Below are 26,258 nucleotides of genomic sequence, written 5' to 3' on the forward strand. Positions count from 1 at the left end.
CAGCGTGCTCACCGACATCACGAAGCTCGGTCGATCGGCTCTGTGGGGCACCGCATTCCGGGCGATATCCTGGTGCGGTCGAATCGCCATCTCGGCATCGGCTGGGAGTTGGTCCACGTCTGCATCGACGATGCCTCGCGCGTCGCTTTCGTCCAAGTCATGTCCGACCAGCGCAATGAGAGGGCTGTCACCGGGCAGGCAATCACGTAGGATAGCCCATCCCTGGCCATCTCGCAGTCTCGCCTTTCGCCATGATGCCATCACCTTGAGAAATTCTGGAACCTCTCTCTAATGATTGCGGTACTCGACCATTACAATGATCGGACCCCTTCGTGGTCGCAGGTCTGCAGGGCGGGTTCGCAGAACGTGTTAATCGGAAAACACCGCGCTGCGGCTTTTGCAGCCCTTCTCCTCGCGCAGCGGGCGTACGCTCAGCCCGTTTAAGAGCAGTGCCGTGACCGATGTCACTTGCTCGTCGAACGACTATTACGATAAAGCTCCGCGCTAATCAGGAAGCGCTGGGAATTCGAGCGGCGACTTCATTCTTCCACTCGTTTTTATCAGGCGGGAACTATGAGGCGGCAAACGCGACCATTCACCGTGGAAGTCAAACAGAAGCGCCGTTATCAAAAAAACGCGCGTTCCATCTGGGGCGATTTCGACATGGCCGCGGCGAGCGCCGAAACCGCAGAGGAACTCCAGAAGAGCCGGCAGCCAACTCGTCAGCTTGTTGACCCTACTGTTGTAGCCCTCAATGCTGAACCTTGCAAAAACCATCGATGGAGAATTTCATGGCAAATCGCCTGGCAACCGAAACAGTAATTCCTACCGAAACGGCAGCCGAGGCGGAGACGTCAAAACCGGGGGCGAGAACGCCGCGGACGAGGAAGCCAAAGGCTGAGCCGAGCGCGCCTGGCCGGAAGAACGGCGCCAAGCCGATATCCGCGACCACTGAAGCACCGCCATCGGCAGGGATAGGCCGCAAGGTCCGCTCTGCAAATGAGCGCGGCCAGAAGTTTGCTCAAATCGAGACGTTGCTTGGCGGCGGCGCTACTCTCAAGAGCGCGGTGAAGCATGCCGGCATCTCGGAACAGACATACTATGTTTGGAAAAAAGCAGCGACGCCTGCAGCGGACAGTGACGAGCTGAAGGATCTCGTCGCGCTCGAGGAAGAAAACAAGCGGCTAAAGAGCCTGCTTGCGGATCGTCTGCGCAAGGAAAATGCGGAACTGAAGAAAAGGCTTGGGCTAGATTAATCAGACGAGCGTGCGGCTTTCTTTTGCTGCTGGGCTGTGAACGACTGGTTTAGGCTACTGGGTTCACCGTCCGTCGGCGGCGGTTGGAACGATTAAGATTGTCCCCGAGGCGGCCATTTTTTGCGGCAGTAGACTGGCAAACGATCGGGTTCCTCCCGAGGATGAATGCCGCTTTTCCTTGAAGTGTCATAAGGCTGACAACGCATTCTGCAATGCTCGGCGGTGTGGATGAGGCAGCCTTGCGAGTCGGCTGTTCAGCAGGTCGGGAGTAGACGAGATGAAGGCAAAGGCCTTCGGCAGCCCTATTTTCGTGAAGCGTGCCGCTTATGTCGTGCAAGAGATTGCAAGTCTCGAGGACGCTATCGATTTTCTCGATGAGTGGCCCGAGGATCGCAGAGACCTGATCCACGAGACTGCCCTTAAAGCATGTTTTGACGCCTACGATGGGCACAAGCCCTTAAGCACCGCCCGCGCTGCCTTCTACGGCTTCGCGAAGCGGGCCACCATATTGGAAGATCCAACCTCGTCAATGCAGTGGATTGCAGCGGACAGAGTCACACGGTCGGTGTGAACAGCTAACCAGTTCTCATCGTCGTCCGGGACGCGCATGCAGGCGTAGCGTGGAATCCCCGCCTGTGGACCATGCGCTGCCGGGCTATGTCTGCCAGAGGACTTGTCCCTGGCGTAGGGCGACTCCTTGGAAGCGCCCTACGCCACGGATTTACGCTCAGGCAAATCGGGCCATGATGTCGGAATGAATCGTCACTGCAGTGTATAGGGACGCTTCCAGAGGTAAGTCCCCAAACGCGAGCTGGCAAAGAAGATAGTTGGCGCCAGCCATTTCCAATTGACCAAGAAGGGCGTCCCGCACGAAAGCTGCCGTTCCCGCTACGCATAGCTCACTTTCAATCGCCGCTTCGAAGGTCAGCGGTAGGTTTGGTGGGGTGGGGATGCCATTGAGGACGTAAAGAAACTTGAAGCTCTTGAGCCATGTTTCATAAGCAGGTGCCGCGATCGAATAGGCATGCGCATCAGAACGACCAATCACGACCATGCGCAGCAATCCAAGAAACGGCACGGGATTACCTTTGTCCATAGTCTCCTTCCGGCTGGCGCGGAAGGCATCAGTTACTTTGCGGACGGAGGAGCTATGTCCTACGCATGCGAGATTTGCGCCGTTCGCGGCGGCCCAACTTGCAGATTCGGGTCGATTGGTGGCGACCCATGTCGGCGGATGCGGGCGCTGATGGGGGCTAAGCGTCAAGGGAACCTTATTGAGCTCAAAGTGACGGCCTCGATACGATAACTTCCCGCCTTTCATGGCCGCGATTAGGATTTCGCAGGCCTCCGAATAACGGCCCGGCACTGTGTCCGTGCCAATCCCAAAATAATTCAGTTCGGCCGGGAGAGAGCCTCGGCCTAGACCGAGCTCCAACCTGCCACCACTCAGTTGGTCGAGCATGCAGATCTCTTCGAACGCACGAAGCGGATGGTACAAGGTGAGGAGCATGACCAGCGGGCCTATACGCAGCTGGCGGGTGCGCTGTGCGACGCTCGATAAGAAGAGATTTGGCGACGAACCTCTCCCATGTGGGGTGCAGTGGTGCTCTGCGAGATGATAACCATAAAAGCCGAGGTGATCGCACGCCTCCGCCAGCTTCAGGCGATCGGCATATTGTGGGCCGATGTCGCGACCGTCGTCATCCAAGTGATCGAATATTCCGAAGGTCGGCTTCGAAAGAACGTTTTTCACTTTATTGTCTCCAGGATTTTGACGCGGAAAATCCTCGCTCCGGACCAAGGTCTAAGCATCAGGTGAACCAAGTACTTTTAGATATAAAGGTTTCCGCGATGTAATTATGACTTACATAAGCCTCATTGGCTTATTATACATCCGACCGTCTTATCAAAATACTTGCGATCTGATCTAAAAATAGGTCCATATGCTGCCGTGTGCCTATGCTTACTCTTATGCAATCTTGCAGAAATTCTTCGAAAGGAACGGTGACAAGTACTTTGCGCCGCTCTAACGATTGCTGCCACCATCTACCGTCTTGTCCTGTCGGCACGCGGGCCAGCAAGAAATTTGCATGGGAGGGGGTCACGGAAAAACCCAGTTGCGAGAGCGCGAAGGACACGCGCTCCCGCTCCTGCTTGATTTGCCGGTGGTTCTCTTCATAGGCGGCGCGATGCGCAAGGATGCTGATGCCAACCGCATGGCCGATCACGTTCATGTTGAAAGCATTTTGGATGTTGCGCAATCTTCCAATGATTTCAGGATGACCAAATCCAAAACCGATACGAATACCGGCGGCGGCATAGCTTTTGGAAAATGTCCGTAGGAGCAGAATATTGGGATAATTATCGATAAGGCGCAGGCCATTATCCGGTGCGAAGTCGACATAGGCCTCATCCAAAACGATCAGATGATCCGATTGCAACGCGAGGCGTTCGATCTCGGCCACCGGAACGAATGTTCCAGTTGGATTGTTCGGATTGGCTAGAAGAAAGAACTTGGCGCCTTTTGCTGGACCAGAGAGCAATTCCTCTACTGGCAGGGTATTAGATCGACCGCACTCGATTTCAATAAATTGAGCCTCCTGCAACATGGCGAGTTTGCGGTTGAACCAAAAGCCGGGCGATAGCATTGCCACGCTGTCGCCAGGGGCAAGGAAGGCCTTGTAGATGAGTCCCAAAAGTTCGGAGGATCCGTTTCCGACAATCACTTGATCCTTGGTGAGGCCATAGGTGTCGGCCGCGGCTTCCCTCAAGCTGATGTTGTCGAGTTCTGGATACAGATACTGCCGTTCAAGGGCGGCAATTCCACTTTGCATTACGACTTCCGGTAACGGAAATGGATTCTCATTCGCATTTAGCCTGACGTAGCTATCGTTCAGCGAAGGGCGACTGGACGGTAAAGGCTCTAGTTCCCTTGCCACCTGCGAAAACGACGAAAGCACGCTTTCCAGTTTTGGTTCCAACATATCCTCTCCTTTTTTGAGGGCGAAATTATACCCTCTGCTTGCTAAGGTTTATCCCCGCCGATTTCGCTGCACTTAACGTGCAGATTCCAGTATCATTTCATCTAAAGTCATTTCAAAAAATGGGGTTACACTTTCTGACTCAGGCGAATTATTGTTATTATTGCTGTAGGTAAATTTTATCGGCCCGCGCGGCCTGTTTCAGGCGGCGCATAGAATACCCTCTCTTCTCGAGGCAGTGCTTCGGTCACGCGTGCCTCGTCTTTCTTGGGCCGATGTATTGGTGGGTTGCGAACCGGTTGATCTGCGCCAGACTGTTTTTCGCTCACGGCTAACGAGGCGCCACGATATCGCTAGGGAGCGCGTCAACAGCCGACCAGGACCTCCCGATCCTTGTGCTGGATTTGCCAGGGTCAACTCGTTTGAATCCCTCTGGTCGAGACCGTACCGGTGAGCAGCGCTCCAACCGAAAACGCGGCGCGTATTGATGCTCGTTGTTGGCTCAGCGCGGTGGTGCTGCTTTCAGCGCTTTGGATTGCTCAATCCGCGAGTCCTCGCTTGGTGTCTGCGGGTCGACCTCGCTGTGCTTGCGACCGACTAGGCGGATGGACGAGTCGCAACGATGCGGCATCACTCAGTGGCGGTGAGACGGGCGGTTGATCGGCCAGGGTCTCGGCAAGATGATGCCCTGCAAAGGCAGCTTCCAACCGCGCCTCATCCAATTCGCCTTCCCAACGGGCGACCACGAGCGTTGCCACGGCGTTGCCGATGACGTTGGTGAGGGCCCGGCACTCGGACATGAACCGGTCGATACCGAGGATCAATGCCATGCCAGCCACCGGAACGGACGGCACCACAGAAAGAGTGGCGGCCAGCGTGACGAAGCCGGCGCCTGTGACCCCCGCAGCGCCCTTGGAGGAAAGCATCGCAACGAGCAGCAACAGGATCTGATCGCTGATCGAGAGATCGGTATTCGTCGCCTGGGCGATAAAGAGGGCCGCAAGCGTCATATAGATGTTGGTGCCGTCCAGGTTGAAGGAATATCCGGTCGGGATGACGAGCCCTACGACTGAACGATTGGCGCCAGCCTTCTCCATTTTCTCCATGAGAGCAGGCAGCGCGGCCTCCGAGGAGGACGTCCCAAGGACCAAGAGCAGCTCTTCCTTGATGTATCGGATAAGAGAAAGGATCGAGAAGCCGTTGTAACGGCTCACAGCGCCCAGAACTATAAACACGAAGAGAAAGGCCGTGATGTAGAACGTCCCGACCAGCATCGCGAGATTGACGACGGAGGCGATGCCGTACTTCCCGATTGTGAAGGCCATGGCACCGAACGCGCCGATCGGGGCCGCCTTCATCAGAATGCCAACGAGCGCGAAGACGGGCACGGTGAGTGCCTGGAGGAAGGAACTGATCGGCTTTCCCATCTCTCCGACCATCGCAAGGGCAATGCCAAACAGCACCGAGAAGAAAAGGACCTGCAGGATGTCGCCGTCAGCGAACGCGGCCACAATCGTGGTCGGAATGATATTCATCAGAAAGCCCGTCACGGACTGCTCATGGGCCTTCGCGGCATAGGGATTGATGGCCTGAACGTCGAGCGAGGCCGGATCGATGTTGAGGCCGGCGCCCGGTTGGACGACATTGGACACGATGAGGCCGACGATCAGTGCCAGCGTCGAGAAGGTGAGAAAATAGACCATCGCCCTGCCGGCTACCCGGCCGACCTTTTGAAGGTCATGCATGCCGGCGATGCCGGTCGCGACGGTCAAAAAGATCACCGGTGCGATGATCATCTTGACGAGCTTGATGAAGGCGTCACCAAGCGGCTTCATGTTTTCGCCGGCTTCGGGGTAGAAATGGCCGAGCGCGACGCCCATGGCGATGGCGGCAATCACCTGCACGTACAGCCGTGCATAGAAGGGCTTGCGAGGCGCGACGTTCGCGCTAGCGTTCTGTGGGTTCGACATTGATCTCTCTCCCAGACCCGGAAGTTGGCACTGCCTCTCCTCCCCGGGGTTTCTTGATCGCTGCGCTCCGGTCGAACGCTGCTGCGGTGTTTTCCGCAAGAGCCATGCCAAACCGACAGGCCGAGCGGATGGCGCGGTTTCGGTTCTTTTCGGGCGGGTCGCGCCATGTAAGTGTGTGGATTTCCGCACTTTTTGGTTTCATCTGGCGAAATCCGGCACTACTCTGGAGCACTCGGTAGAAGACGACTGCATCAGCGAGGGTGGCTTGCAAAAGGCCCCGTTCAACTTCCTTGGCAGATTGAGTGCCGGCCGATTTCTCTGGCTTGCGGCTTTGTTTGCAGTTCTTGGTCCGGGCCTTGGGTTTTTTGTTTTTGCAGCCGGCCGGATTGCCGGCACCAAAGCTGAGGCGGACCTACGCGACCGCGCTCTTGCGGCGCGCCCACTTGCAGCCGACACTTTGAAAGGAGACGTCGAAAAACAACGACTGATTCCGCGGATCCTGGCTCGTGACGGTGCGGTTCAGGAGATGCTTCGCAGTCCGAGCGCCGGTGGGGAAGCTGCGCTGGATGACAAGCTGCGCGCCGTCGCGCGCGACGCCGCCTCTTCAGTCATTTACGTCATCAACAGTGAGGGAACGACGGTTGCTGCGAGCAACGCCGGCGAGCCTACCAGTTTTGTCGGCCGGGACTTGCGTTTCCGTCACTATTTCGTTGAAGCGATGGCGAGCGGCATGGCCACGCAATACGCACTTGGTACCGTCAGCAAGCGCCCCGGCCTCTTCTTGTCGAGCCGAATCGATGGACCTGAGGGACCACTCGGTGTCGTCGTGGTGAAGGTCGAGCTGGACCGTGTGGAGTCGAGCTGGCGCGAGAGCGGTTTCGTGGTCTTCACGAGCGATGAGCACGGCGTCGTCCTTTCAACCGGCGTGCCTCAATGGCGTTTTAGCGCTCTATCCCCGCTGTCCAAGAAAGAGGCGGAAATCGCCCGCGATCATCTGCAACTGCCTGGCGCGATGTTCGAGCCCGTCCCGCTTTCGCACCGCGGCGGCACACTGGTTACCGCAAGTACCGCGGACAAGGCGGCAGGCTTTGTCGCGGTTTCTCAGGATCTCGGCAAAGTGGTCCCTGGTTGGCGGCTGTCACTGCTCATTCCTGCCGATACAGAGATTTCCGCGGCGATGATGACAGCCCGCACGACAACACTGCTTGCCCTCATGCTCGTGGCATTTGCTGTTTCCGTTATGGTTCGACGGCGGCAGGCGATCCGGCAACGGCAGGACGCGCTTGCGAGCATCAACGCGGAACTGGAACATCGCGTCAACTTGCGTACCGCAGAGCTCCGCCGTTCGAACGAAACGCTCGCAGCTCAGATAGCCGAGCGGGAGAATGCCGAGGCAAGAGTGCGCCGGTTACGTGATGAACTCTCTCAGGCGAACCGCCTCTCAATTCTTGGACAGATCGCAGCCGGAGTTGCCCACGAGATTAACCAGCCGGTGACAGCAATTCGCACCTATGCCGAAAATGCTACACGTCTTCTCCAAGGCGAGAAGCCGCAAGAAACCGCGGGGAATTTGAAATCGATCATTGCTATAACGGGACGCATCGGGGCGATCACCGAAACGCTGCGGTCGTTCTCCCGCCGCGCAACAGGTGCTGTGGGGCCAGTATCGGCGGAAGAAGCGATCGACGGGGCGCTTTCGCTGCTTTCGGGCCGAATCCGAGAATCTAGCGTGACGATCGAACGGAAGCGGACAAATCCGTCTCCGATGGTGATGGCAAGTTGCGTTCGGCTGGAGCAAATCCTGGTCAATCTTCTGCAGAATTCGCTCGATGCCCTGAAGGGCCTGCCGGAGCCGCGGATTGAGATAGCGCTTGCCCAGAACAGAGAAACGGTCGCCCTATCGGTTCGAGACAACGGAACCGGCCTCGCCCCTGAAATTCGCAAGAGCCTCTTCATGCCATTTACCACAAGCAAGGAAAAGGGGCTGGGTCTTGGCCTGGTTATTTCAGCTGAGATCGCCCGGGAGTTCGGCGGCTCGCTGCGACTCGATGCCAGCCACAAAAAGGGGACTTCCTTCACCATCGAACTGAGGCGTGCTGAATGAGTGACGAAAAAGGGAACGTCATCTTCGTTGACGACGACGAGGATCTGCTGCCCGCTGCCGCGCAGATGCTGGAACTTGCCGGCTTTAGCCCTATCGTCCTCAACTCGGCCGAGGCCGCACTCGCCAAAATCGACGAGAACTTCAATGGTACCGTCGTCAGCGACATCCGCATGCCTAGAATGAACGGCCTTCAGCTCTTTGAGCGGCTGAAGGCAATCGATCCCAACATCCCTGTTGTCCTTATCACTGGGCACGGCGACGTCGAACTCGCCGTTGCCGCCATCAAGGACGGCGCTTACGATTTCATCGCTAAGCCATATGAGACTGACCGGCTTTTGGTGACGCTGAATCGCGCTTCCGAAAACCGGCACCTGGTCTTGGAAAACAGGCGCCTTAGAGATGCGGTCGTCCGATCCGCGGGTGATATGCCCCTGTTAGGCAACGCACCGAGTATGACATGGCTGCGCGAAACGCTCCGCCAGATCGCCGATACGGATGTGGATGTCCTTGTCGAGGGTGAAACCGGCGCGGGTAAGGAGGTGGTCGCGGACCTGCTTCACCGCTGGAGCGGACGAAGCACGAAGCCGTTCGTGGCCTTGAACTGCGGGGCGCTGCCCGAAAGTGTTATCGAAAGCGAACTTTTCGGCCACGAAGCAGGCGCGTTTACCGGCGCGCATAGGCGCAGGATCGGTCGTCTCGAATACGCGAATGGCGGCACCCTATTCCTCGACGAAATCGAGTCCATGCCGCCTGCACTCCAGATTAAACTCCTAAGGGTACTGGAGACCCGGCAGGTCACGCCACTCGGTACCAACGAAACCCGCAGCATCAATGTTCGTGTCGTGGCTGCGACGAAGGTCGATCTGGGCGACCCGAACGCTCGCGGTGACTTCAGGGAAGATCTATATTTCCGCCTAAACGTCGTCACGGTCCATATCCCGCCGCTTCGCGAGCGCCGCGAGGACATCCCGATCCTCTTTGCGCATTTCTTGGAACGCGCTTGCAAACGCTTCGGCAAGCCAGTGTGGGAGATAACCGCGGCCGTGCGTAATCATCTCATGGGTCACGACTGGCCCGGCAATGTTCGCGAACTTGCGCATTTCGCCGATCGGGTTGCGTTGGGACTTGAAGGCGCGTCGAATTCGCTTCCCGGAAAAAGAGAAGCCGAACTAAGTCTCTCTCTTTCCGAAAAGGTTAGCCTTTACGAGGCGACCGTGATCCGCAACGCATTGCGGGAATGCGATGGCGACGTGAGGAAGACAACCGAGTTTCTGCAGGTGCCCCGCAAAACCTTCTACGACAAGCTGAAACGTTATGGAATAACCCCGGGCGTGTATCGAAGCAGCAGCGATTGTTAGAAATCCCCTTGATCTCGCTCGACGCGGAAGGGGTGCTATAGGCTTCTTGGCACCGGGAAAATGAAAGCTGCTTGCGCCCAAGAATACACTTCCCCTTTTCGGGTACATCAGTGGCGCGCCCTGCGGTATGCGGATCGGGTCGTCAAAGGGGCGCCTGATGATCGTGCCGTTTGGGATCAGTCCTTTCTGGCTCAGAGGCCTGAGAGACCTCGTGCTGCATATCTGTTCTTTCGGTCAATGCGTGCCACAGAGCTGCGTCGAAGTGCCAACGGGTACGCGCCGTTACCGCCGAGTTCACCAAGAATCGGCTGCGACATTGGCGACATCAAACCGGGCTGACTAATTCTGTCAAATTCTGTGACCCGTCCTCTATGTTCCCCATCACTTCCTGTTGGATTCGAATCATGACTAAGCGGCCCACAATTGCAGATCTCGCCCGCGAAGCAGGGGTTAGCGTAGCGACGGTCGACCGGGTATTGAACGGTCGCCGACTGGTGAAGGAAGAGACTGCACGGCGGGTCTGCGAGGCGGCCCGCGCCATCGGCTACAACGCAGCTGGACTGATGCAGCAACGCACGCAGCGAATTTTGCCAGAGTACCGGCTAGGTTTTATTCTCAGAATGCCAGCCGAACATTTCTATCAGGATTTCGCGCGCGAGATTAAAGCTGCTGTCAGCGCGGCACAGTCCTTCCGGGGCATTCCATTCGTTGAATTTGCGCCGTCGCATAGGCCTGGCGACCTGGTCGCGCTGCTCGAGGACATGGGTGCACGCTGTCACGCGATCGCGATGATGGCGCCGGATCATCCAACCGTCACGGCAGCTGTCGAAGAACTCAAATCGAACGGAACCCCGGTTTTTTCGCTGCTTTCTGATTTTGCAGCTGGCGTGCGCGAGGGCTATCTGGGCCTCAACAACCGCAAGGTTGGGCGGACAGCAGCCTGGATGTTTTCCAAGGTTGCAAAAAGGCCCGGCAAGGTGGCGGTGTTAGTCGTCAGCCATCGTTTTCACGGACCCGAATTGCGAGAAATCGGCTTTCGCTCATACTTCCGTGAGAAGGCGCCAACGTTCGAGGTGTTAGACACGCGCGTGAATCTCGACACGCGGCAAACCACCTACGACGCTACGCTCGATGTTTTAAGACGCGAACCCGAACTTGTCGGTTTGTATGTCGCCGGCGGAGGCACGGAGGGCGCCATCGCTGCGCTCCGGGAAGAGGGCGAAGGTCGGAATCTCCTTGCGATCGTCAATGAGATCACGCCGGAGTCGCGGGCAGCTCTCGCGGACGACGTCATTACCATGGCGGTTGCCACACCCTTGCGCCAACTTTGCCAGGAGTTGGTAACGCTGATGGCCAAGGCAATCGAGACAGGCACCGCAGGGGCGCCATGGCAGACATTCTTGCCGTTCGAGATCTATCTGCCGGAAAATATTTGAGGCGAGATTCGCTTTCTCCGAGCGGTTCGGTCGCGCATGGGTGGAGGCGGAACTGAAGGACGTCGGTGATCAAGCTCGGATGCGCGGGTTGGCTACCGCATTCCCGATTGTGCGTCCGGGGCTGTTCCTATCTTACTGCGGGCGCGGCGTTCGCCGACCACAAAGCGTCTAGTCTAACGGGCATTCCCCTGCCGTGGTCCCGCCTCCGCCCATGCGCGACATGTGCGCCGTCGCGGCGAGCGATTAGGTGACGCGCCTCCCTTGCGACTGCCCAGACGAACTCTTCGATCACACGCTCCAGCCGGTCGCCCCGTTCTTTCGAGACGCGCACCGCCTCGACGATCTCCTGGAGTGCGATCTGATGCGCGGGATGATCGAACCGCTGTTCCTGAAGCCAGCGTAGATAGCGCATAGTTCAGCGCTTCCTTCGCGGATAGCTATGGCCGTGCTTGTGCAGGAATGCGCTCGCCTGCTGGCGATGGACCCGCAGCGCCTCGACCGCGGCCTCCCGCGAGCGAACAAGATCCCGTATGACTCATGTCCTTCATCCGGAGCCCGCACCGCGGTCAGCTCGCCGGCGCGCAGTAGCCGGGCAAGGGAAATGGCGTCTCGGCGGCTCGTCTTCACCCGATCGCTGGGCTTCCTCGGGATCAATGACGCTGCAACCACGGCGCACTCATGCCCGAGGGACCGGATCAGGCGATAAAGGCCGTACCCAGTCGGACCAGCCTCGAAGCGGTATGCACGTAATCAAAGCGGCTGGCGATCCGGCCTATGACCCGCCGCATGCTGGTCGCTGACGCGTCGACCTCACCGAAGAACCGAACCTCTCCTTCCGGCCTGCCTCCGCAATCGAAATAGCGTTCTTCAGCTCCGCAACATCGATTCCGACAAATTCTCTATACTCCGCCACGGCTCATCCACCTGTGGTGAGAATCGGCTCGGCCCCGCCCGAGCACCCCTGGGACGAGCAGTGTAGGGCGAGCCACCTCATCAGCAGAAGCGGACAGACAGTCTTACGATAAATCCCCGCTTTGTGCGTCCATGAGACCGCCGGCGAGCCGGATTGCGCCTTCGGAGCTTGACGGGGAAGATGATTGAATTATACAGCGACGCAAGCAGTTAGGAGAATGCCATGCCTGCTTCCGGCCAGCGCCTTCACTACCGTTTGGTCTGGCTCGCGTGATGAAACGGGCCATCCCCTGGGCATTGCCAAATTGAGCCTGCCCTCGCGGATACCGTTCACGATCGCGGTGGCGGGCTGCCCGATTCTGGTCCTTGGAAACCGTTAAACGGCCGCCGCGCGATTTGTCACCGCAATCCTCAGACTGGCAACCTCGAGCACAACGATGTTCTTTTTGTTCGACGGACGCTTGCTGATGAGATCGCGCCAATGTCGCAGGAGGATATCGAACAACGTCGATGGTTAGGTTGTCGCAGAGCCAATTGAAGAGCAGTCTGTCTCTCGTCGTGGTTCCATGATTAGGCCAGACCTATCGTCGTGGGAGCGAAGGAGAAGGCTCCACAGTTCGACTGCAGCCACATACTAGGCTGGAGGAATGTTTCCTTCGGCCGCTCGGAGCGTTTTTCACGATGCAGTCCAATAACGACGGCAAGATTGTCCCGGTCATCATGGCGGGTGGGGCAGGCACGCGCCTGTGGCCGATCTCGCGCGAGAAGATGCCGAAGCAGTTCGTCGCCCTGATGCAAGACGGACTGTCAACCTTTCAGGCAACCGTGAAGCGGGTTTCGGGACCGGAATTCGCGCGGCCGATCGTCATCAGCGGCAATGACTTCCGCTTCATCGTCGCCGAACAGATGCAGGCGATAGGGATTGAAGGGCAGATAGTGCTCGAACCGGAACGGCGCGATTCCGCCGCTGCTGTGGCAGTTGGCGCATTGCTGACCGAAAGCATCGGTGAGGACGCGGTCTGCCTCATCCTGGCATCAGACCATGTGATTTCAGACGAAGGCAGTTTTACGGCCGACTGCGTACTGGCAGCCCGCGCCGCTTTGAGCGGCCGCATCATGACGCTCGGCATCGCACCAACCGCGCCGGCTACCGCCTATGGTTATATCGCCGTTGGTGAGCGGCTGAAGGAAGAAAACGCCTTTGCGGTCGACCGTTTCGTGGAGAAACCTAACGCCGAGACCGCTGCCAAATACGTTTCCGAAGGCATGCTCTGGAACAGCGGCAACTTCCTCTTTGCGCCGGCAGTGATGCTGCAAGAACTCGAGGCGAACACGCCGGAAATCCTGGCTGCCGCCAGAGAGGCCGTGGAGAAGGCGGTGGTTGATCTCGACTTCCTGCGCCTCGACCCCGAAGCGTTCCGCAAGGCGCCGACGAACTCCATAAACTATGCCGTGATCGAGCGCACGCGCAACGTAGGCGTGGTGCGCGCTGCGTTCGGATGGTCGGAGGTCGGCGCCTGGGATGCGCTCTACGATATCGCGACGCGCGATGAAAATGATAATCTGCTGGAAGGTCCGGTTGTTGCCATGGACACAACCGGCAGCCTGGTGCGCTCCGAAGGCGCGCTGACCACTGTCATTGGTCTGGACAACGTCGTCGTTGTGACCACGTCCGACGCCGTGCTCGTTGTGTCGAGGAACAAGGCGGCCATGGTCAAGGATCTCGTCGCCGGCCTAGTCAGGCTGGGACATGCGGCCGCGACAGAACACCTGCGCATCCATCGCCCCTGGGGCTGGTATCAGCGCATTGACATCGGCGCTCGCTTCCAAGTCAAACATATCTGCGTGAAGCCGGGCGGTACGCTGTCGCTGCAGCGGCACCATCACCGCGCAGAGCACTGGGTGGTGGTGCACGGCACTGCCGAAGTTTCCATCGACGGTGTTGTCAAGTTATATCACGAGAACGAAGCGGCCTACCTGCCGATCGGTTGTGTGCACCGCATGCGCAATCCGGGGAAGATCGATCTGAAGATCATCGAGGTGCAGGTCGGATCTTACACCGGCGAGGACGACATCGTGCGCATCGAAGACATCTACGCGCGGGTCTGATGTCCAGCCTTAAATTCGGCAACAGTGGCCTGCGCGGCTTCGTCACCGGGCTCGCCGGTCAACCCGCGCGCGACTGGACAAAGGCGTTTCTCGCCTATGTAGACGACGCCGGGCTGGCAGGCCCTAGGGCCCTCTATGCACGGGCGCGATCTGCGGTCATCCAGCCCCGGCATTGCCACCGACTGCCTGGAGACCGCCCGCCAGGCCGGCTGGCACCCGGTCGAGTGCGGTGCGCTGCCGACACCGGCGCTGGCGCTGGCCACAATCGCTGCTTCGGCGTCGGCAATCATGGTCACCGGCAGCTATCTCTCAGACGACCGCAACGGCTTGAAGTTCGATGTCGCCGGCGCGGAAATCAATAAGGACGACGAGACCGGCATCGCTGCCAGGATCGGTGCTCTTGCCGAGGCCGGCGGGCCGAGAATCGCGGGGAGCAATCCGCCGGTCACCTCCAAAGCCGCCGAGGCGCTGGACGGATACAGGTGGCGCTATCTCGACTTTTTCAACAGTGACAGCCTGTCAAGCCTTACCGTCGGCCTCTACGAGCATAGCTCCGTGGCGCGTGACCTGTTACGCGACATCCTGGAGGCGCTCGGCGCGAAAGCTGTTTCCTTCGGCCGGTCCAGCGAATTCATTCCGATGGATACGGAAGCACATCGTCCGGAGGATCTGGCCCTGCTGCTCGAGTTTGCGGTGCGCAACAAGGTTGACGCGATTGTCTCTACCGATGGCGACGCCGACCGACCGCTGGTGGCGGACGCTGACGGCACTGTGGTTCGTGGCGACGTGCTCGCCTGCTCTGTGCCGAGTTCCTGGGCCTGCGCACAATCGTCACGCCGCTGACGTCCAGTTCATCGATCGAAAGTTCCGGCATCGCAAGTTCCGTCATGCGCACGAAGATCGGATCGCCGTTCGTCATCGCCCGCTGCCTTCGAATTGCCCAGGCCATCACTTCTGTACTCGGTGACCGAAAGGATCGTCTTCAATCGCTCAACCGACCTACAATTCATTCCGTGGATGAGTTGTATCGAAACAATTGATTTTTGGAATTTTTTGAATGGGGCAAATTCCGTCTGGTTGATTTGAAGCCACGGTCGAGCGCGCCTAGGCAAGCTCGCCTGATACGATTCGCCGAAAGGCTGATTGCGGCTGCTCGTTAGGGTCGTCCCATCGTTCGAAAGCTAGAGGGCGAAGCTTCGGCAGCTGGGGCCCAGTGTCGGGGCTTTGATCAACCTCGCTAGATCGAATGTGTCTGTCGTCGAACTGCACTTTCTTTCAATTGGAAGAGCATCAGTCCGCGTAAGGAAGGGAAAGCAATATGCATCGTCGTCACCTGATCAAAGGGTTCGTTGCACAGGGCGCCTGCCTCATCTGTGCCGCTGCCGCGCGTGCGGATGAGGCCCATTGGGGATACACTGGCCAGGTGGCGCCCGAGCACTGGGCTGATATGGACAGGGAAAATTCCGTCTGTTCGGCGGGCACGCAACAATCACCCATTGATATCACCGACGCCGTCAAGGCCGACATACCGCGTATCACCGTGGATTGGCACAAAGGCCGTGGCAAGATGGTGAATAACGGCCACACCATTCAAATCAATATGCCGCAAGGCAGCACGCTGACCCGTGGGAATCGCACTTTCGAATTGATCCAATTCCATTTTCATGCGCCAAGCGAGCATCGCCTAGCTGGCATGAATTTCCCGATGGAAGCGCATTTCGTGCACAAGGACACAAAGAGCGATAGCTTTGGCGCCCTGGGCGTTTTTCTGATACCGGGCGCGACAAATGCCAGCTTTGCAGGGCTGGCAGCGGCCTTCCCCCCGCAGCCTGGCGCGGCAATGGCCCTCGATATCGATCCCAGTGGGCTTCTCCCGGCCTCGCTCAACTACTGGACTTATGAGGGATCATTGACCACGCCGCCCTGCACCGAGAACGTCGAATGGATGTTGGCAAAAGAACCGGTGGAGGTCGATGCTGGAGATATTGCGCGATTTGCCTCCCTCTACCCCCAGAACGCGCGGCCTATCCGTTCACCTAGCCGGCGCTTCATCCTAGACTTCAACTGAGGCCATACAATGTGGCAGTAAAGAACGTTGGCCGCAGCGGAGGTGGCCGCAGACCGCGAAAGGGGACCGCCTTTGTTGACGCTCCCGATGAAGATGAAAGGGGCGGACCATTGCGGCCGAGATAGCCGCAATGCAGGTCGGTTTCGTTAATGCGCCAGCGGCGTGTCATCGGCACCAAAGCATTCCATAAAATCTTCAGACCGAGGACTTCAGGAGGCAGGTCTGCACACCCTATTATTTCCGTCGGCAAGCCAACCTGAGGATCCTGATATCGCTCGGAAACCGCCTGATAACAAGTGCGTCAGTAATCTCGGGAGCCGGTATCGAACCCAAGGCTGGTCGAATCCTTAACAGAGAAAAAGCCCGCTGCCGAGTAAGGGGGCAGCGAGCTTGATTTGAAAAGGCAGTGCCGGCGGAGAGGGACCGCATTCAGCACCAGCGTCGTATCTGCGAGGAGATACGGCAACGACCATGGCTTACACGCCGTGCCGCCCTCTCATCCCAACAGCTTCCTTCAGGCGAGCAGCTTTCGGTTGGCTGCGGGCGTCATAAACATGGGATGGTTCGCCCGTCCTCCTCGCTCAAGAAGCCGCTTCAGGCGTCCTCGCTTGATCCCCGCGAGCAACGTGTGGGGGATGGAGCCGAACAAGACGCTTCTCCCATAATTCCCGCAATTCTTGGAGGAGTGCTTCATGCCTGACCACATCGTGCGCAATCATGTCGAGAAGATCTGCGAGCACCGCTTCGCCTTCGATACGCATCAGCAGATCGAACACGTCATGTGAAATACGAACACCGTCACGGCTGGAATGATTTGCACGGATTTCGCAGACCGTCTCTTGGCGATCTGGGGCTGTGAATGCGCGGGTTTGGTGCAGCGATACATAAGGTGGCAATGAAACCGCGAGCGCAGTCCAATCCTGCAGCGTTGCAGCCCGCTTTTTGACGAGGAACGACCCGACCACAAGTCCGTCCAGCTCTGTCGTTAGAAACGTGGTTATTGCGTCTGCAACCGAGTCCACGATCGGCTCTGCATTGTTATTAAAGGACGTGTTGAGCAGGATTGGGATGTCGGTCCGCTTCTTGAATGCATTAATAACATCCCAGTAGGCCGGATTGGTGTTGCGCGACACTGTCTGCAGCCGAGCTGTACCGTCGATGTGCGTGATGGCACCGAGCAAGTCACGTTTTGAGTCACGCACCCGAACGACGAAATTCATGAACGGAAATTCGCTTGTACCATCCGGCAGGTCGAAAAATTCGCGCGCATTCTCCTCGAGCACCGATGGCGCGAAGGGTCGATAGCCTTCCCGCTTCTTGACCATTGCGTTGATCCGGTCCTTATTCGCGGCCGGTCGCGGGTCAGCAAGGATGCTGCGGTTACCGAGCGCACGTGGGCCGAACTCCGAGCGACCCTGCACCCATCCGATCACGGCGCCATTGACTATCCAGTCCGCTGCACTGTTTGCCACGTCATCAGTACGTTCAATATCGAGGTGACCGGCCCATGCCGTAAGTTCCTGCTCCACCGCGCGGTCGCCCCCGAGATCGGGGCCCCAATACACTTCCTGTAATCGCTTACGTGGCGCAGGGTGGCCGACTTCGTTAGATATCATTAATGCGGCGCCCAATGCGCAGCCAGCGTCATGCGATGCCGGTTGAACGAAGATGTCTTCGAAGAGCCCTGAATACAGCAGTTTACCGTTCACGGTGCAGTTGTGCGCTACCCCTCCGGCCAAGCACAGCCGCTTCATACCGCTCGTCTCACGATGGTGCCGGAGAATATGAAAAACGATCCGCTCCAGCGCTTCCTGCAATGATGCACTTATATCCCGATGCTGCTGGGTAAACGGCATTCCCTTTCGCCTAACCTGGATGTTGCGGAGCAACGTCGGCCCGATACGGTCGAGGTGGACACGGTAACCCCCGTTGGCGGAGAGCTCGTAGAACTGCTCGAAGAGTTTGCGATAGGGAACGGGATCCCCGTAGGGGGCGAGCCCCATGACCTTGTATTCGTCGAATAAGCCATAGCCGAGATACCGGATCGTCTCGAGATAAAATAGCCCGAGCGAGTTATTGTCCGGGAATGTCTCGATTTGCGTAACGTCGGTTCCGTCCCCCAGAGCCAAGAGCCCGGAGAGAAAATCACCACCGCCATCAATCGAAAGGATCAGGCTTTGTTCGAAGCCGGACATTGCAAAAGCGCTCACAGCGTGCGCCTCATGGTGATTCACGAATGAGATACGCGAAGCATCGACCTCGAAATCGAACTCCTGCGCCAGTAACCTCTGCAGCAACAGTGTAGCATCCAACGGCATGGAGATGTCCGGCTGGGAAACGACCAGGTGTTCGAGCACAGAGTTGCAATAGGCCTCGGTAGAGTAGTACCCGATACGATCGATTTCGCTGAGCTGAACGCCGGCGACTGAGAGACAGTATTGAATCGAATTGCTGGGCAATTTGTTGGAGTGTTTAATCCGATTGAGGCGTTCTTCTTCTATAGCGGCTATTACCTCTCCGTCCCGGACTAGAACCGCGGCGCCGTCATGCATAAATGTATTCGGAAGTTCGAGTCGGCTTTCGTGGACTCTCTCAAGTCCGCCACTCAACCCTAGACACAGCATATCACTCTCCATTCATCATAAAAAGGGACCTCATTGATCTGGCTCAAGACCATTTCCAAGTACACATGCTGCATTTTCGCTGGTTGCCGCGATGAGTAGCTCGGCCACTTTGTGTTCAGAGGTTCTGGAAATAGTCTGCAATCGCGCAGACCCTTCGAGATGCGCGACAGCGGGCACTTTGTCCGCCATTCCTCCGGTGTCTGGTGGTCGAACAACATGTAAGGATCCGGCGTTCCTGGGCTGAATATTTCAGGGGCGCGATCCTCAAGGCAGATCGGTGCCACGGGGCGGAAGTGTTCGCGAAGTTTGATGTTGCTTAGATGGTCCGTCATCTCCGGCGAGGTCGCAGCCGCGAGAATGCTTCTGCCACCAAGTGCGCGCGGTCCGAGATCGGCTCGCCCAGTGAGGAAAATGACGGGTTTGTTGCTGGCGAGAATGGAAGCGAGTTCTCGCATACCGCAAGGTGCGGAATTCCATCCAGAAGGAAGTTGGCTATCTGGCAGAGCCGGCCCGCTGTAGACCGAACATTCCAGAGGTACGAAGCGCTCTTGCGCAACCGTTGCGCTGCAAGCGGTATCGATTGCCGAGCCGCCGTCATTCGGAAATGGGGGCACCCAGACCGCATCGAAGAGCCCCGTCTGACGTGAGGCACTGTTCCCTTTAATATTGAGACCGCAGCCGCCGGCGATACACAAGCTTCGCGCCCCCGAAAAATGTGCGTGCCGCTCGATAGCGGTCACCATTTCGCTGACAAGAAGACGCTCGAGAAAAAGATGAAACGATGCGAGCACATCTTCGCAGGCCTGGTCCCTCAATCGGAGGGCACTGGCTTCGAAGAAGTCATTCACGGACGCAAGCGAGGGCTCAGCGGCGTTGATATCCGCGCGGTAACGGCTGGCCAGCTCTGTGTCGCCCGCAAATCTCTCCTGAAAAAGTTCCTGAAACACCGCCCCGATGTCTTCGGCGACCGCCCCGAGTGCGATGTAGGCCATCAGCTTGCCGGCAACACCGAGGTCCCAGTCACGGGGACCCGACCGCTTATAGGGCACGAAGTGATGGCCCGCTGCTGCATAAACATGGCCTATCACCGGGAACAGGCAATCCAGGAGCCGGGCGCCGTGGCGTTCTACATAATAGAGGCGTGGAAAGATGCACCCGTCCCAGACCAAGCAGAATGCGGGCTCTCCGGTTTTGGCGAATGGGCTGGTGCAGTATGCCGAGGTCACATGGCCGGTAACATGCGGGTAGCTTCTATAAGAGAAAAGCCGGCCATCGATCGAAGTGAGGAGGCCATCGGCATTCCGTTCGACGTAGGGGCCCCCTCTGAGAGTGATCGGAGCCGCCCCGCTAAGGACATGGAACTGCGACTCCACATGCCCGTCCCAGCCGTCGATAAAGAACTGATCACCGGCCCGCGCATCCAGCCCGTGCTCCGCCAAGGCGGAGACAATGGACTCCAGATCATCGATGGCTTGATACCGTCGGTTATTGTCCCGCTTCTCCTCACTCCGAAAACGGGCTAGCAAGCAGTCTTGGTGGGGGGCGTCGCCTTGGCAGTGCAGATGATCGACAGCGATCAACATCTCGTTGAGCATAGCCATGACAGTCTCGGCACCAGCGGCGTGACCCCAGCGCCGACAAGTGGCATCACGCGCCGATCCGAATACCAGGTGCCCCCCTGGAGCAAGCATCCGCACAAGGTTGCGGATAGCTGCGCGCATCTCGGCTATACCATTGAGGTAGTACAGGACCTCCGCCACGACGATCAGATCGAACGGTTCCTCAGTCGAGAACTGTCGAACATCGGAGACTGACCAGGTGATGTGGGTGAGCTCCTTCATCCGACGGCGCGCTCGATCAATCGCTCGCGGCACGAGATCGATTACTGAGAGCCATTGGCAATGGGGCGCTAGCCGTTCGGTGAATGCACCTGCAGCACACCCGACTTCAAGTGCATTTGTGATGGATCCCTGGGAAAGCGACAGCCGGAGCATTTGGGTGTGACGCTCCCGCTCGAACGGGCTGGCATCGAGCAACCACGGATCGTCTGCGGCCAATTCCCGATCTAACAATCGACGACTATTATCCAGACCCAAGATTCATCTGCCTCGATAACGCAACCAACGCTCGCCAGAAGTCGCCAGGGCTGACCAATGCCGTGCAAGATGGCGGATACGATTCTGCACCGCATTCGCGACAATCATGCCGTCCACGCCCCCGGCCAAAAACCGGAACTGGCTACGTCGTCCGAGACCGGAAAACGCTTGCCGGCACGCATAGGCGGCTTGCATTCTTTTACCTGCGGTCCAAAGCAGCGCATAACACGAGACGCTGACAGTGCTGACTGCGCCAAGACGGTCCATGAGATTTTGGTTCGTTGTCTGTCCGAGAAGCAAGCGCATTACAAAACCGCGGTCATGCAATGCGGGAGTGACTTCGCAAGCCGGTATCACTGCCCGGCTTCATTTCGCTGGGAGGGCACTCGTCGTGCAAACGGCGCCGCAAGGACATATATCCCGGAACACTTGAGTCATACGCGATCGCAACGAACCCAGGTCTAGCTCCGGTCTAGTTTCGGCTGCCTTCGAGGGATCGATATTAGAGGTCCCAGTACGTCCGTAGGTCCTTCGAAAGAACTCGGCGAGTTCGACATTTGCAGTTGCAACTCGTCTTCCCAGCACAGCTTCCACCGCACTTGAACGCATACAAAGACTCCTTTTCTGATGATTTTCGAGAGTGCCCATCCGCGATCGTCGCGGCGTGATTTGGCGGGCATCAGGCGCTATCGTCGGCTATCGCGATGCCAGGCAATTGGACCGAGAGAAGCTCGTACGAGGGGACTTTTGCGTTGATGGGGCTCTCTCAAAAGTTGCCGTCGTTCCCGATCCCCACCTTTCATTTCAGGTTTCTAATGCAGCATCCCCCCGGATTGGTAAAATCCATTGTTTGGATAGCAAACATTCATTTCGGGTATAGGTCCGTCCGTTTCAATGTTCTCGATCAAATCTACTCGTTCGCGCGCGATGCTTCTGCTGGTCGCGGTACTTCACGGTGGCGCACAGTTCAGTCTGCCGTCCATGTGGCACCGTTCATCAGGGTTGCGTATCGATTTCGGTGACGAGCAGAGGCACCTCGCCGAGCCAGTAGTGCCCCAAGCCGGCCGGCGCGGGAACACGTCCCGAGTGCGGCGCGCCGATAATCGCCATTCACGTGCGGATTCGTGCGTCGGCGGAGCACTCCCGATAGACTGACCAACGCGGTTTCCTTCTGGGAAGACAAGCACCCGCCAGGCCGGCTGAACCATGACCCTGCGGAGCCAGGCATTGTCGGCAGGCGATAGTCCGCGCTCGCGTCGGCGGCCCCGCTCTCGTCGGGCGACCCGGTGCACCGACGAGACGAGAGAACGGAGCCCATCGACCAAGGCGATCAAAGACTTCCTGGGACACGATCGCAGGCCCACATGAGCCGCGAGCCATAACCAATCGCTACGCAGCTCAGGTGTCGCACCGCCCAGATTCGACCGGTTTGCATTGAAGGCTCTTATCGGTCCCCAGGTCTCTACAAAAGGATCTTGCGAGGTTAATGCTCGACTGCTCCTACCCAAGAGTGGCGCCTGCAATCACCTCCTTCCATTGCCGTTTCCCGACGCCCCGATCGTGGTCGAGCCCATACCGCCCGGGCTACCGCCTGCTTCCTTTTGCCGCTCCGATTTGATTCACAGCTGAGGCACTTTTCAAATGCAGCGTCTCGTGACATTTGCAAAACCTATTGTTCGGATATAATGCATCCATACGCCAGATTGGAAAGAGAAATGCGGTTTAAGGGACTAGATCTGAACCTCCTCGTCGCGCTCGATGCGCTGATGGCTGAACGCAACCTCACGGCGGCGGCTCGCAGCATCAACCTTAGCCAACCAGCCATGAGCGCGGCTGTTGCCCGGCTGCGCGGCTATTTTGGCGATGAGCTGTTTACAATGAGAGGCCGCGAACTCATCCCGACACCGCGAGCCGAGGCGCTCTCCTCCCCGGTTCGCGAGGCGCTGCTACATATTCAGCTCTCGATTATTTCTTGGGAAGAATTTGATCCCAAGAAATCCGACCGCCGGTTCAGGATTATAGTTTCTGATTACACGACGATCATTTTCTTCCAGAAAGTTGTTGAGCGTGTTGCGCGAGAAGCCCCTTTCGTCAGCTTCGAGTTCCTGCCTCTGACTGACAACCCGGAAGAACTTTTCCGGCGCGGTGAGGCCGATTTTCTGGTCCTTCCGGACTTGTACATGTCAGACGCACATCCCAAAGCGAAGCTTTTCGACGATTCATTCGTCTGTGTCAGCTGTTGGACAAACAAGGAACTGACGAGGAAGCTCACATTCGAGAAATACATGTCAATGGGCCACGTCGTGGCCAAATTCGGACGCTCGCTCAGAGCATCCGTTGACGAGTGGTTTTTGATTGAGCATGGCCTCAAGAGGCGTGCCGAGGTGGTCGTGCAGGGGTTCAGCATGATCGCTCCTATGCTACCGGGCACCAGTCGCCTTGGGACCATGCCGTTGAGGCTGGTTGAGCATTTCGCAAAAACGCTACCGCTGCGGGTCGTCAGACTTCCGTTCTCTTTGCCCCCGTTGACTCTGACGATGCAGTGGCCTGCGCTTCACAATGGCGACCCAGCGAGCATCTGGATGCGGAAGACTTTGTTGGAGGAGGCATCTCACCTAGCGCCAGCGCCGGACCCTGCCATTTGACTAGCGCGTTTGCGGCGAGCGGCCTAGGCCAGGAGGCGCCCGTCTTTCGTGATGCAGGCATTGTTGACCAATATGTCGACGCCTTCGAGATCGGCTTCCGCAATTTTGCGCCGAGCGGCTTTGACCTTGTCGCGGTTCAGAGGTTCGCCGGAAACGGCAAGGACCAGCTTCGCACGGAATCGCCGGCGGCGCTGCGCCTTTCTGACATTGTCGGATGAGGCTTTGGGGCAGACCCTCGAGCCTTACCCGAAGCGCCTAACTTGAGCTTCCGGGTAGCGGTAGACGTGCCGCTTCAGCAGTTGAAATTTTTCAAGAACGGAACCCCGGCTCATCGAGCTTCCGCTGCCGCTTGGCGCATTCATCCAGTTGGTCCAAAGGCGCTTCTTTCATAATCGCCAACCGGTAACTCATTCCGGAAAAGAAATAACGTTACGAAGCACCTCGCATGCCTAAACCTTCCTGAATGCCAGAACTGCGTTCATGCCGCCCATCGCGAAAGCATTGCTGAGCGCCACGCGCACCGTGCGTTCTCGCGGCACGTTGGGCGTGACGTCGAGATCACAATCGGGGTCTGGCTCGCGATAATTGGCGGTCGGTGGCACGACCCCCTCCTGGATCGCCATCACGCAGGCAATCATTTCGAGCGCGCTTGCTGCGCCGAGGCAATGCGCGTGCATGGACTTGGTGGACGATACAGACATCGAATAGGCATGGTGTGCGAAGACGCGCTTGATTGCCGCCGTCTCGGCCTGATCATTGGTCTTGGTGCCGGTGCCATGGGCGTTTAGGTAGTCCACGTCCTCGGCATTCAGCCCGCCGTCGGCGAGGCAAGCGTGCATCGCGGCCTCCGGCCCATCGATAGACGGCGCTTCAACGTCGAAGGCATCGCTGGAAAGGCCGATGCCCGCGATCTCGGCAAGCATCGTGGCACCGCGCGCCGCGGCATGTTCATAGCTTTCTAGTACGGCTATGCCCGCGCCCTCGCCTAGCACCACTCCCTTCCGGTCGGCGGAAAAGGGCCGGCAAGTATCCGGAGCGAGCGCGCGCATCGTTTCCCATGCCTTCAACATAAGCCATGCGAGTGGCGCTTCGGCGCCTCCGGCAAGCATCACGTCAGCCCGGCCCAGCCTAATCTGATCCGCCGCCGAAGCGATCGCATGGTTGGCTGAAGCGCAAGCGGAAGCGACGCCAAACACTGGCCCGCGCAGACCGAGGCTAATACTGACCTGGCTGGCAGCGGAGCGCGGCAACCCCTTTGGTGCAGAGTAGATGCCAGCACGCTTCGCGCCGCCCAAAAGGAGCGCTCGGTAGGTTTCTTCGACCGTTGCCCAGCCCCAGCCGCAGACGCCCACGGTCGCACCGAAGCGATAAGGATTTCCCTCGCCGCAGGAAAGCCCAGCGTGGTGCATGGCTTCGCGCGCTGCAAGCACAGCGAGCAAACTTAAGCGGTCCATGGTGACCAGCTGCTTGCGCGCAATGTCATGCTCGGGCAGGACCTTGATCTCGGTGCCGACAGTGCCCTTCAGTCCACGAAGCTCGGGAGTGGCCATTGGACCGATGGCGGAGCGGCCTTCGCGCATCTCTTTCCAGATGGAGGCGGCGTTGTTGCCTAGCCCGCAAAGCCCGCCCATTCCAGTAATAACGACTCGCCTGTCCATATCAGGCCTCCTTGGCGAGCAAGCCGCAGAAGGGTTCCAACACGTCGCCGATACTGGTCAGGTTCGACCGTTGCTTGGCAGTCGTTATTTCCCCGGATAGGGACGCAGTCGTTGCCGCGCCGCGCTCGGATTCGACGCGGTTCATGATAGTGGCAGTGACTCCCGTTGTGAATTGATCAGCCATTCTATCTCCTTGCTTTGATAACGCCTCTTGACGTGGGCGCGGCGCCTTCTTCCAGCCAGACGGCAAGCGAAATTGTCTCTGACCGGCCTTGTGCCACTCACCAAAACCAATTGGATTTTTGATTGCAGAGACGAGATGAGTTCCGGCGGGTCTGCGACGGAAGATGGAGAAAAACGTCGGCCGGCAGCCGAGTTTGCGCCAGCACATCGAAACCCGGTGTGCAACGTGGCTCGTCTTCAAACGTCTCGGCCGCCAATGGCTTTGCGTCGAGGTAGTCGGTGCTAGGTCCTTCGGAATACGTCGGAGAGTTCGAAATGGTCTGGCAGAAATGGTCTGGCAGATGCAATTCATTTTCCCAGCACAACCTCCACCGCACCTCCGAGCTCATGGGTGCTTCATGCGAGATCGAGGAAGATTGATAAAATCATTTGTTTCGATGAGACCCATCAGCGCTTTGGATGTCCTAAGCGTGCCTTGTCACCGGCGCCCGATACCCATGTATCCATCGTGCGCATGCGTTCCATCAACACAATCGATTTTACCAACATATATATTAGCGGATATGAAACCGTCGGCCGGGGACCAGGTCCACCCCGGAACGCGAGCTGCCTCTCGCGGACCATGTCAAACTGTCTGCTTCTTCAGGAAGGCTTATGGACCTGCCTGCGCGGCGGGACCCTTGGAAAGCAATCGAAGTTGTCCGGTGTCAGCCCTGAGTTCCGGTTGATCTACCAGGCGGCGCGTTGAGACGAATTTCGCTGGAAATATTTCAGCTTTCTAGAAGGCCCATGCAACTGCTCTCGGGCTTTGCCTGGTGGTCGCGCGCGAACCACTAGATCCAAAGCGGAAAGTAACGA

Annotated in this window: 16 protein-coding genes and 4 pseudogenes; 10 read left to right on the forward strand and 10 right to left on the reverse strand. The window is 58.1% G+C overall.

Features of this window, described 5'->3' with window-relative positions:
• Positions 1–72: 72 nt before the first annotated feature.
• The 3 genes from AC04SH_RS29760 to AC04SH_RS29770 all read left to right on the forward strand — a co-directional run bounded on the left by AC04SH_RS29760 (position 73) and on the right by AC04SH_RS29770 (position 1,827).
• Positions 73–210, forward strand: coding sequence for a hypothetical protein (locus tag AC04SH_RS29760; protein ID WP_488481353.1), 138 nt, complete (start codon positions 73–75; stop codon positions 208–210).
• Between the two features lie 569 nt (positions 211–779).
• On the forward strand, positions 780–1,256 hold the full coding sequence (locus tag AC04SH_RS29765) for a transposase (protein WP_488577673.1): 477 nt from the start codon (positions 780–782) through the stop codon (positions 1,254–1,256).
• 277 nt (positions 1,257–1,533) lie between these two features.
• Positions 1,534–1,827 carry a DUF982 domain-containing protein gene (locus AC04SH_RS29770; protein WP_488481355.1) on the forward strand — a complete coding sequence of 98 codons (294 nt, stop codon included), beginning with the start codon at positions 1,534–1,536 and terminating at the stop codon, positions 1,825–1,827.
• A gap of 156 nt (positions 1,828–1,983) precedes the next feature.
• On the opposite strand, the gene AC04SH_RS29775 is transcribed toward AC04SH_RS29770, so the two are convergent.
• The 3 genes from AC04SH_RS29775 to AC04SH_RS29785 all read right to left on the reverse strand — a co-directional run bounded on the left by AC04SH_RS29775 (position 1,984) and on the right by AC04SH_RS29785 (position 6,207).
• Positions 1,984–3,009, reverse strand: a complete 1,026-nt coding sequence (locus AC04SH_RS29775) for an LLM class flavin-dependent oxidoreductase (RefSeq protein WP_488481356.1) — start codon at positions 3,007–3,009, stop codon at positions 1,984–1,986.
• A 133-nt stretch (positions 3,010–3,142) separates the two neighbouring features.
• A complete protein-coding gene (locus tag AC04SH_RS29780; RefSeq protein ID WP_488481357.1) occupies positions 3,143–4,240 on the reverse strand; it encodes a pyridoxal phosphate-dependent aminotransferase in 1,098 nt (365 codons plus the stop codon).
• A 536-nt stretch (positions 4,241–4,776) separates the two neighbouring features.
• The gene (locus AC04SH_RS29785) at positions 4,777–6,207 is read right to left on the reverse strand and encodes a dicarboxylate/amino acid:cation symporter (RefSeq protein ID WP_488481358.1); all 1,431 of its coding nucleotides are present in this window, start codon (positions 6,205–6,207) and stop codon (positions 4,777–4,779) included.
• Positions 6,208–6,457: 250 nt separating this feature from the next.
• Between AC04SH_RS29785 and AC04SH_RS29790 the strand changes: the two genes are divergently transcribed.
• The 3 genes from AC04SH_RS29790 (at position 6,458) to AC04SH_RS29800 (ending at position 11,105) form a co-directional block, all read left to right on the forward strand.
• The gene (locus tag AC04SH_RS29790; protein ID WP_488481379.1) at positions 6,458–8,311 is read left to right on the forward strand and encodes an ATP-binding protein; all 1,854 of its coding nucleotides are present in this window, start codon (positions 6,458–6,460) and stop codon (positions 8,309–8,311) included.
• Positions 8,308–9,669, forward strand: coding sequence for a sigma-54-dependent transcriptional regulator (locus AC04SH_RS29795; protein ID WP_488481359.1), 1,362 nt, complete (start codon positions 8,308–8,310; stop codon positions 9,667–9,669). Before AC04SH_RS29790 ends, AC04SH_RS29795 begins: the two co-directional genes overlap by 4 nt.
• 404 nt (positions 9,670–10,073) lie before the next feature.
• The gene (locus tag AC04SH_RS29800; RefSeq protein WP_488481360.1) at positions 10,074–11,105 is read left to right on the forward strand and encodes a LacI family DNA-binding transcriptional regulator; all 1,032 of its coding nucleotides are present in this window, start codon (positions 10,074–10,076) and stop codon (positions 11,103–11,105) included.
• 244 nt (positions 11,106–11,349) lie between these two features.
• Here the strand turns inward: AC04SH_RS29800 and AC04SH_RS29805 are convergent.
• Positions 11,350–12,018, reverse strand: a pseudogene (locus AC04SH_RS29805) (IS110 family transposase); the annotation flags it as partial.
• Positions 12,019–12,698: 680 nt separating this feature from the next.
• Here AC04SH_RS29805 and AC04SH_RS29810 point away from each other — a divergent pair.
• The 3 genes from AC04SH_RS29810 (at position 12,699) to AC04SH_RS29820 (ending at position 16,194) form a co-directional block, all read left to right on the forward strand.
• Positions 12,699–14,126, forward strand: a complete 1,428-nt coding sequence (locus tag AC04SH_RS29810) for a mannose-1-phosphate guanylyltransferase/mannose-6-phosphate isomerase (protein WP_488481361.1) — start codon at positions 12,699–12,701, stop codon at positions 14,124–14,126.
• 135 nt (positions 14,127–14,261) lie between these two features.
• Positions 14,262–14,969 (forward strand): phosphohexomutase domain-containing protein, encoded by a 708-nt coding sequence (locus AC04SH_RS29815; RefSeq protein ID WP_488481362.1) that lies wholly within the window; start codon positions 14,262–14,264, stop codon positions 14,967–14,969.
• 475 nt (positions 14,970–15,444) lie between these two features.
• Complete coding sequence (locus AC04SH_RS29820; RefSeq protein WP_488481363.1) at positions 15,445–16,194, forward strand: carbonic anhydrase; 750 nt, start codon at positions 15,445–15,447, stop codon at positions 16,192–16,194.
• Between the two features lie 581 nt (positions 16,195–16,775).
• Here the strand turns inward: AC04SH_RS29820 and AC04SH_RS29825 are convergent.
• The 3 genes and pseudogenes from AC04SH_RS29825 to nodS all read right to left on the reverse strand — a co-directional run.
• Positions 16,776–18,818 carry a carbamoyltransferase family protein gene (locus AC04SH_RS29825; protein ID WP_488481364.1) on the reverse strand — a complete coding sequence of 681 codons (2,043 nt, stop codon included), beginning with the start codon at positions 18,816–18,818 and terminating at the stop codon, positions 16,776–16,778.
• A 90-nt stretch (positions 18,819–18,908) separates the two neighbouring features.
• Positions 18,909–20,344: pseudogene (locus AC04SH_RS29830) on the reverse strand (carbamoyltransferase N-terminal domain-containing protein); the annotation flags it as partial.
• A pseudogene (gene nodS, locus AC04SH_RS29835) lies at positions 20,324–20,914 on the reverse strand (nodulation methyltransferase NodS); the annotation flags it as partial. The pseudogenes nodS and AC04SH_RS29830, both read right to left, overlap by 21 nt.
• 1,715 nt (positions 20,915–22,629) lie before the next feature.
• Here nodS and AC04SH_RS29840 point away from each other — a divergent pair.
• Positions 22,630–23,559, forward strand: a complete 930-nt coding sequence (locus tag AC04SH_RS29840) for a LysR family transcriptional regulator (protein ID WP_488481365.1) — start codon at positions 22,630–22,632, stop codon at positions 23,557–23,559.
• Between the two features lie 38 nt (positions 23,560–23,597).
• Here the strand turns inward: AC04SH_RS29840 and AC04SH_RS29845 are convergent.
• The 3 genes and pseudogenes from AC04SH_RS29845 to AC04SH_RS29855 all read right to left on the reverse strand — a co-directional run.
• Positions 23,598–23,716: pseudogene (locus tag AC04SH_RS29845) on the reverse strand (beta-ketoacyl-ACP reductase); the annotation flags it as partial.
• A 292-nt stretch (positions 23,717–24,008) separates the two neighbouring features.
• Positions 24,009–25,217: a beta-ketoacyl-[acyl-carrier-protein] synthase family protein gene (locus AC04SH_RS29850; protein ID WP_488481366.1), complete on the reverse strand. Its 1,209-nt coding sequence runs from the start codon at positions 25,215–25,217 to the stop codon at positions 24,009–24,011.
• A gap of 1 nt (position 25,218) precedes the next feature.
• Positions 25,219–25,401 carry a hypothetical protein gene (locus tag AC04SH_RS29855; protein ID WP_488481367.1) on the reverse strand — a complete coding sequence of 61 codons (183 nt, stop codon included), beginning with the start codon at positions 25,399–25,401 and terminating at the stop codon, positions 25,219–25,221.
• Positions 25,402–26,258 lie beyond the last annotated feature (857 nt).

The sequence above is a fragment of the Mesorhizobium sp. CNPSo 4688 genome, assembly GCF_057784295.1.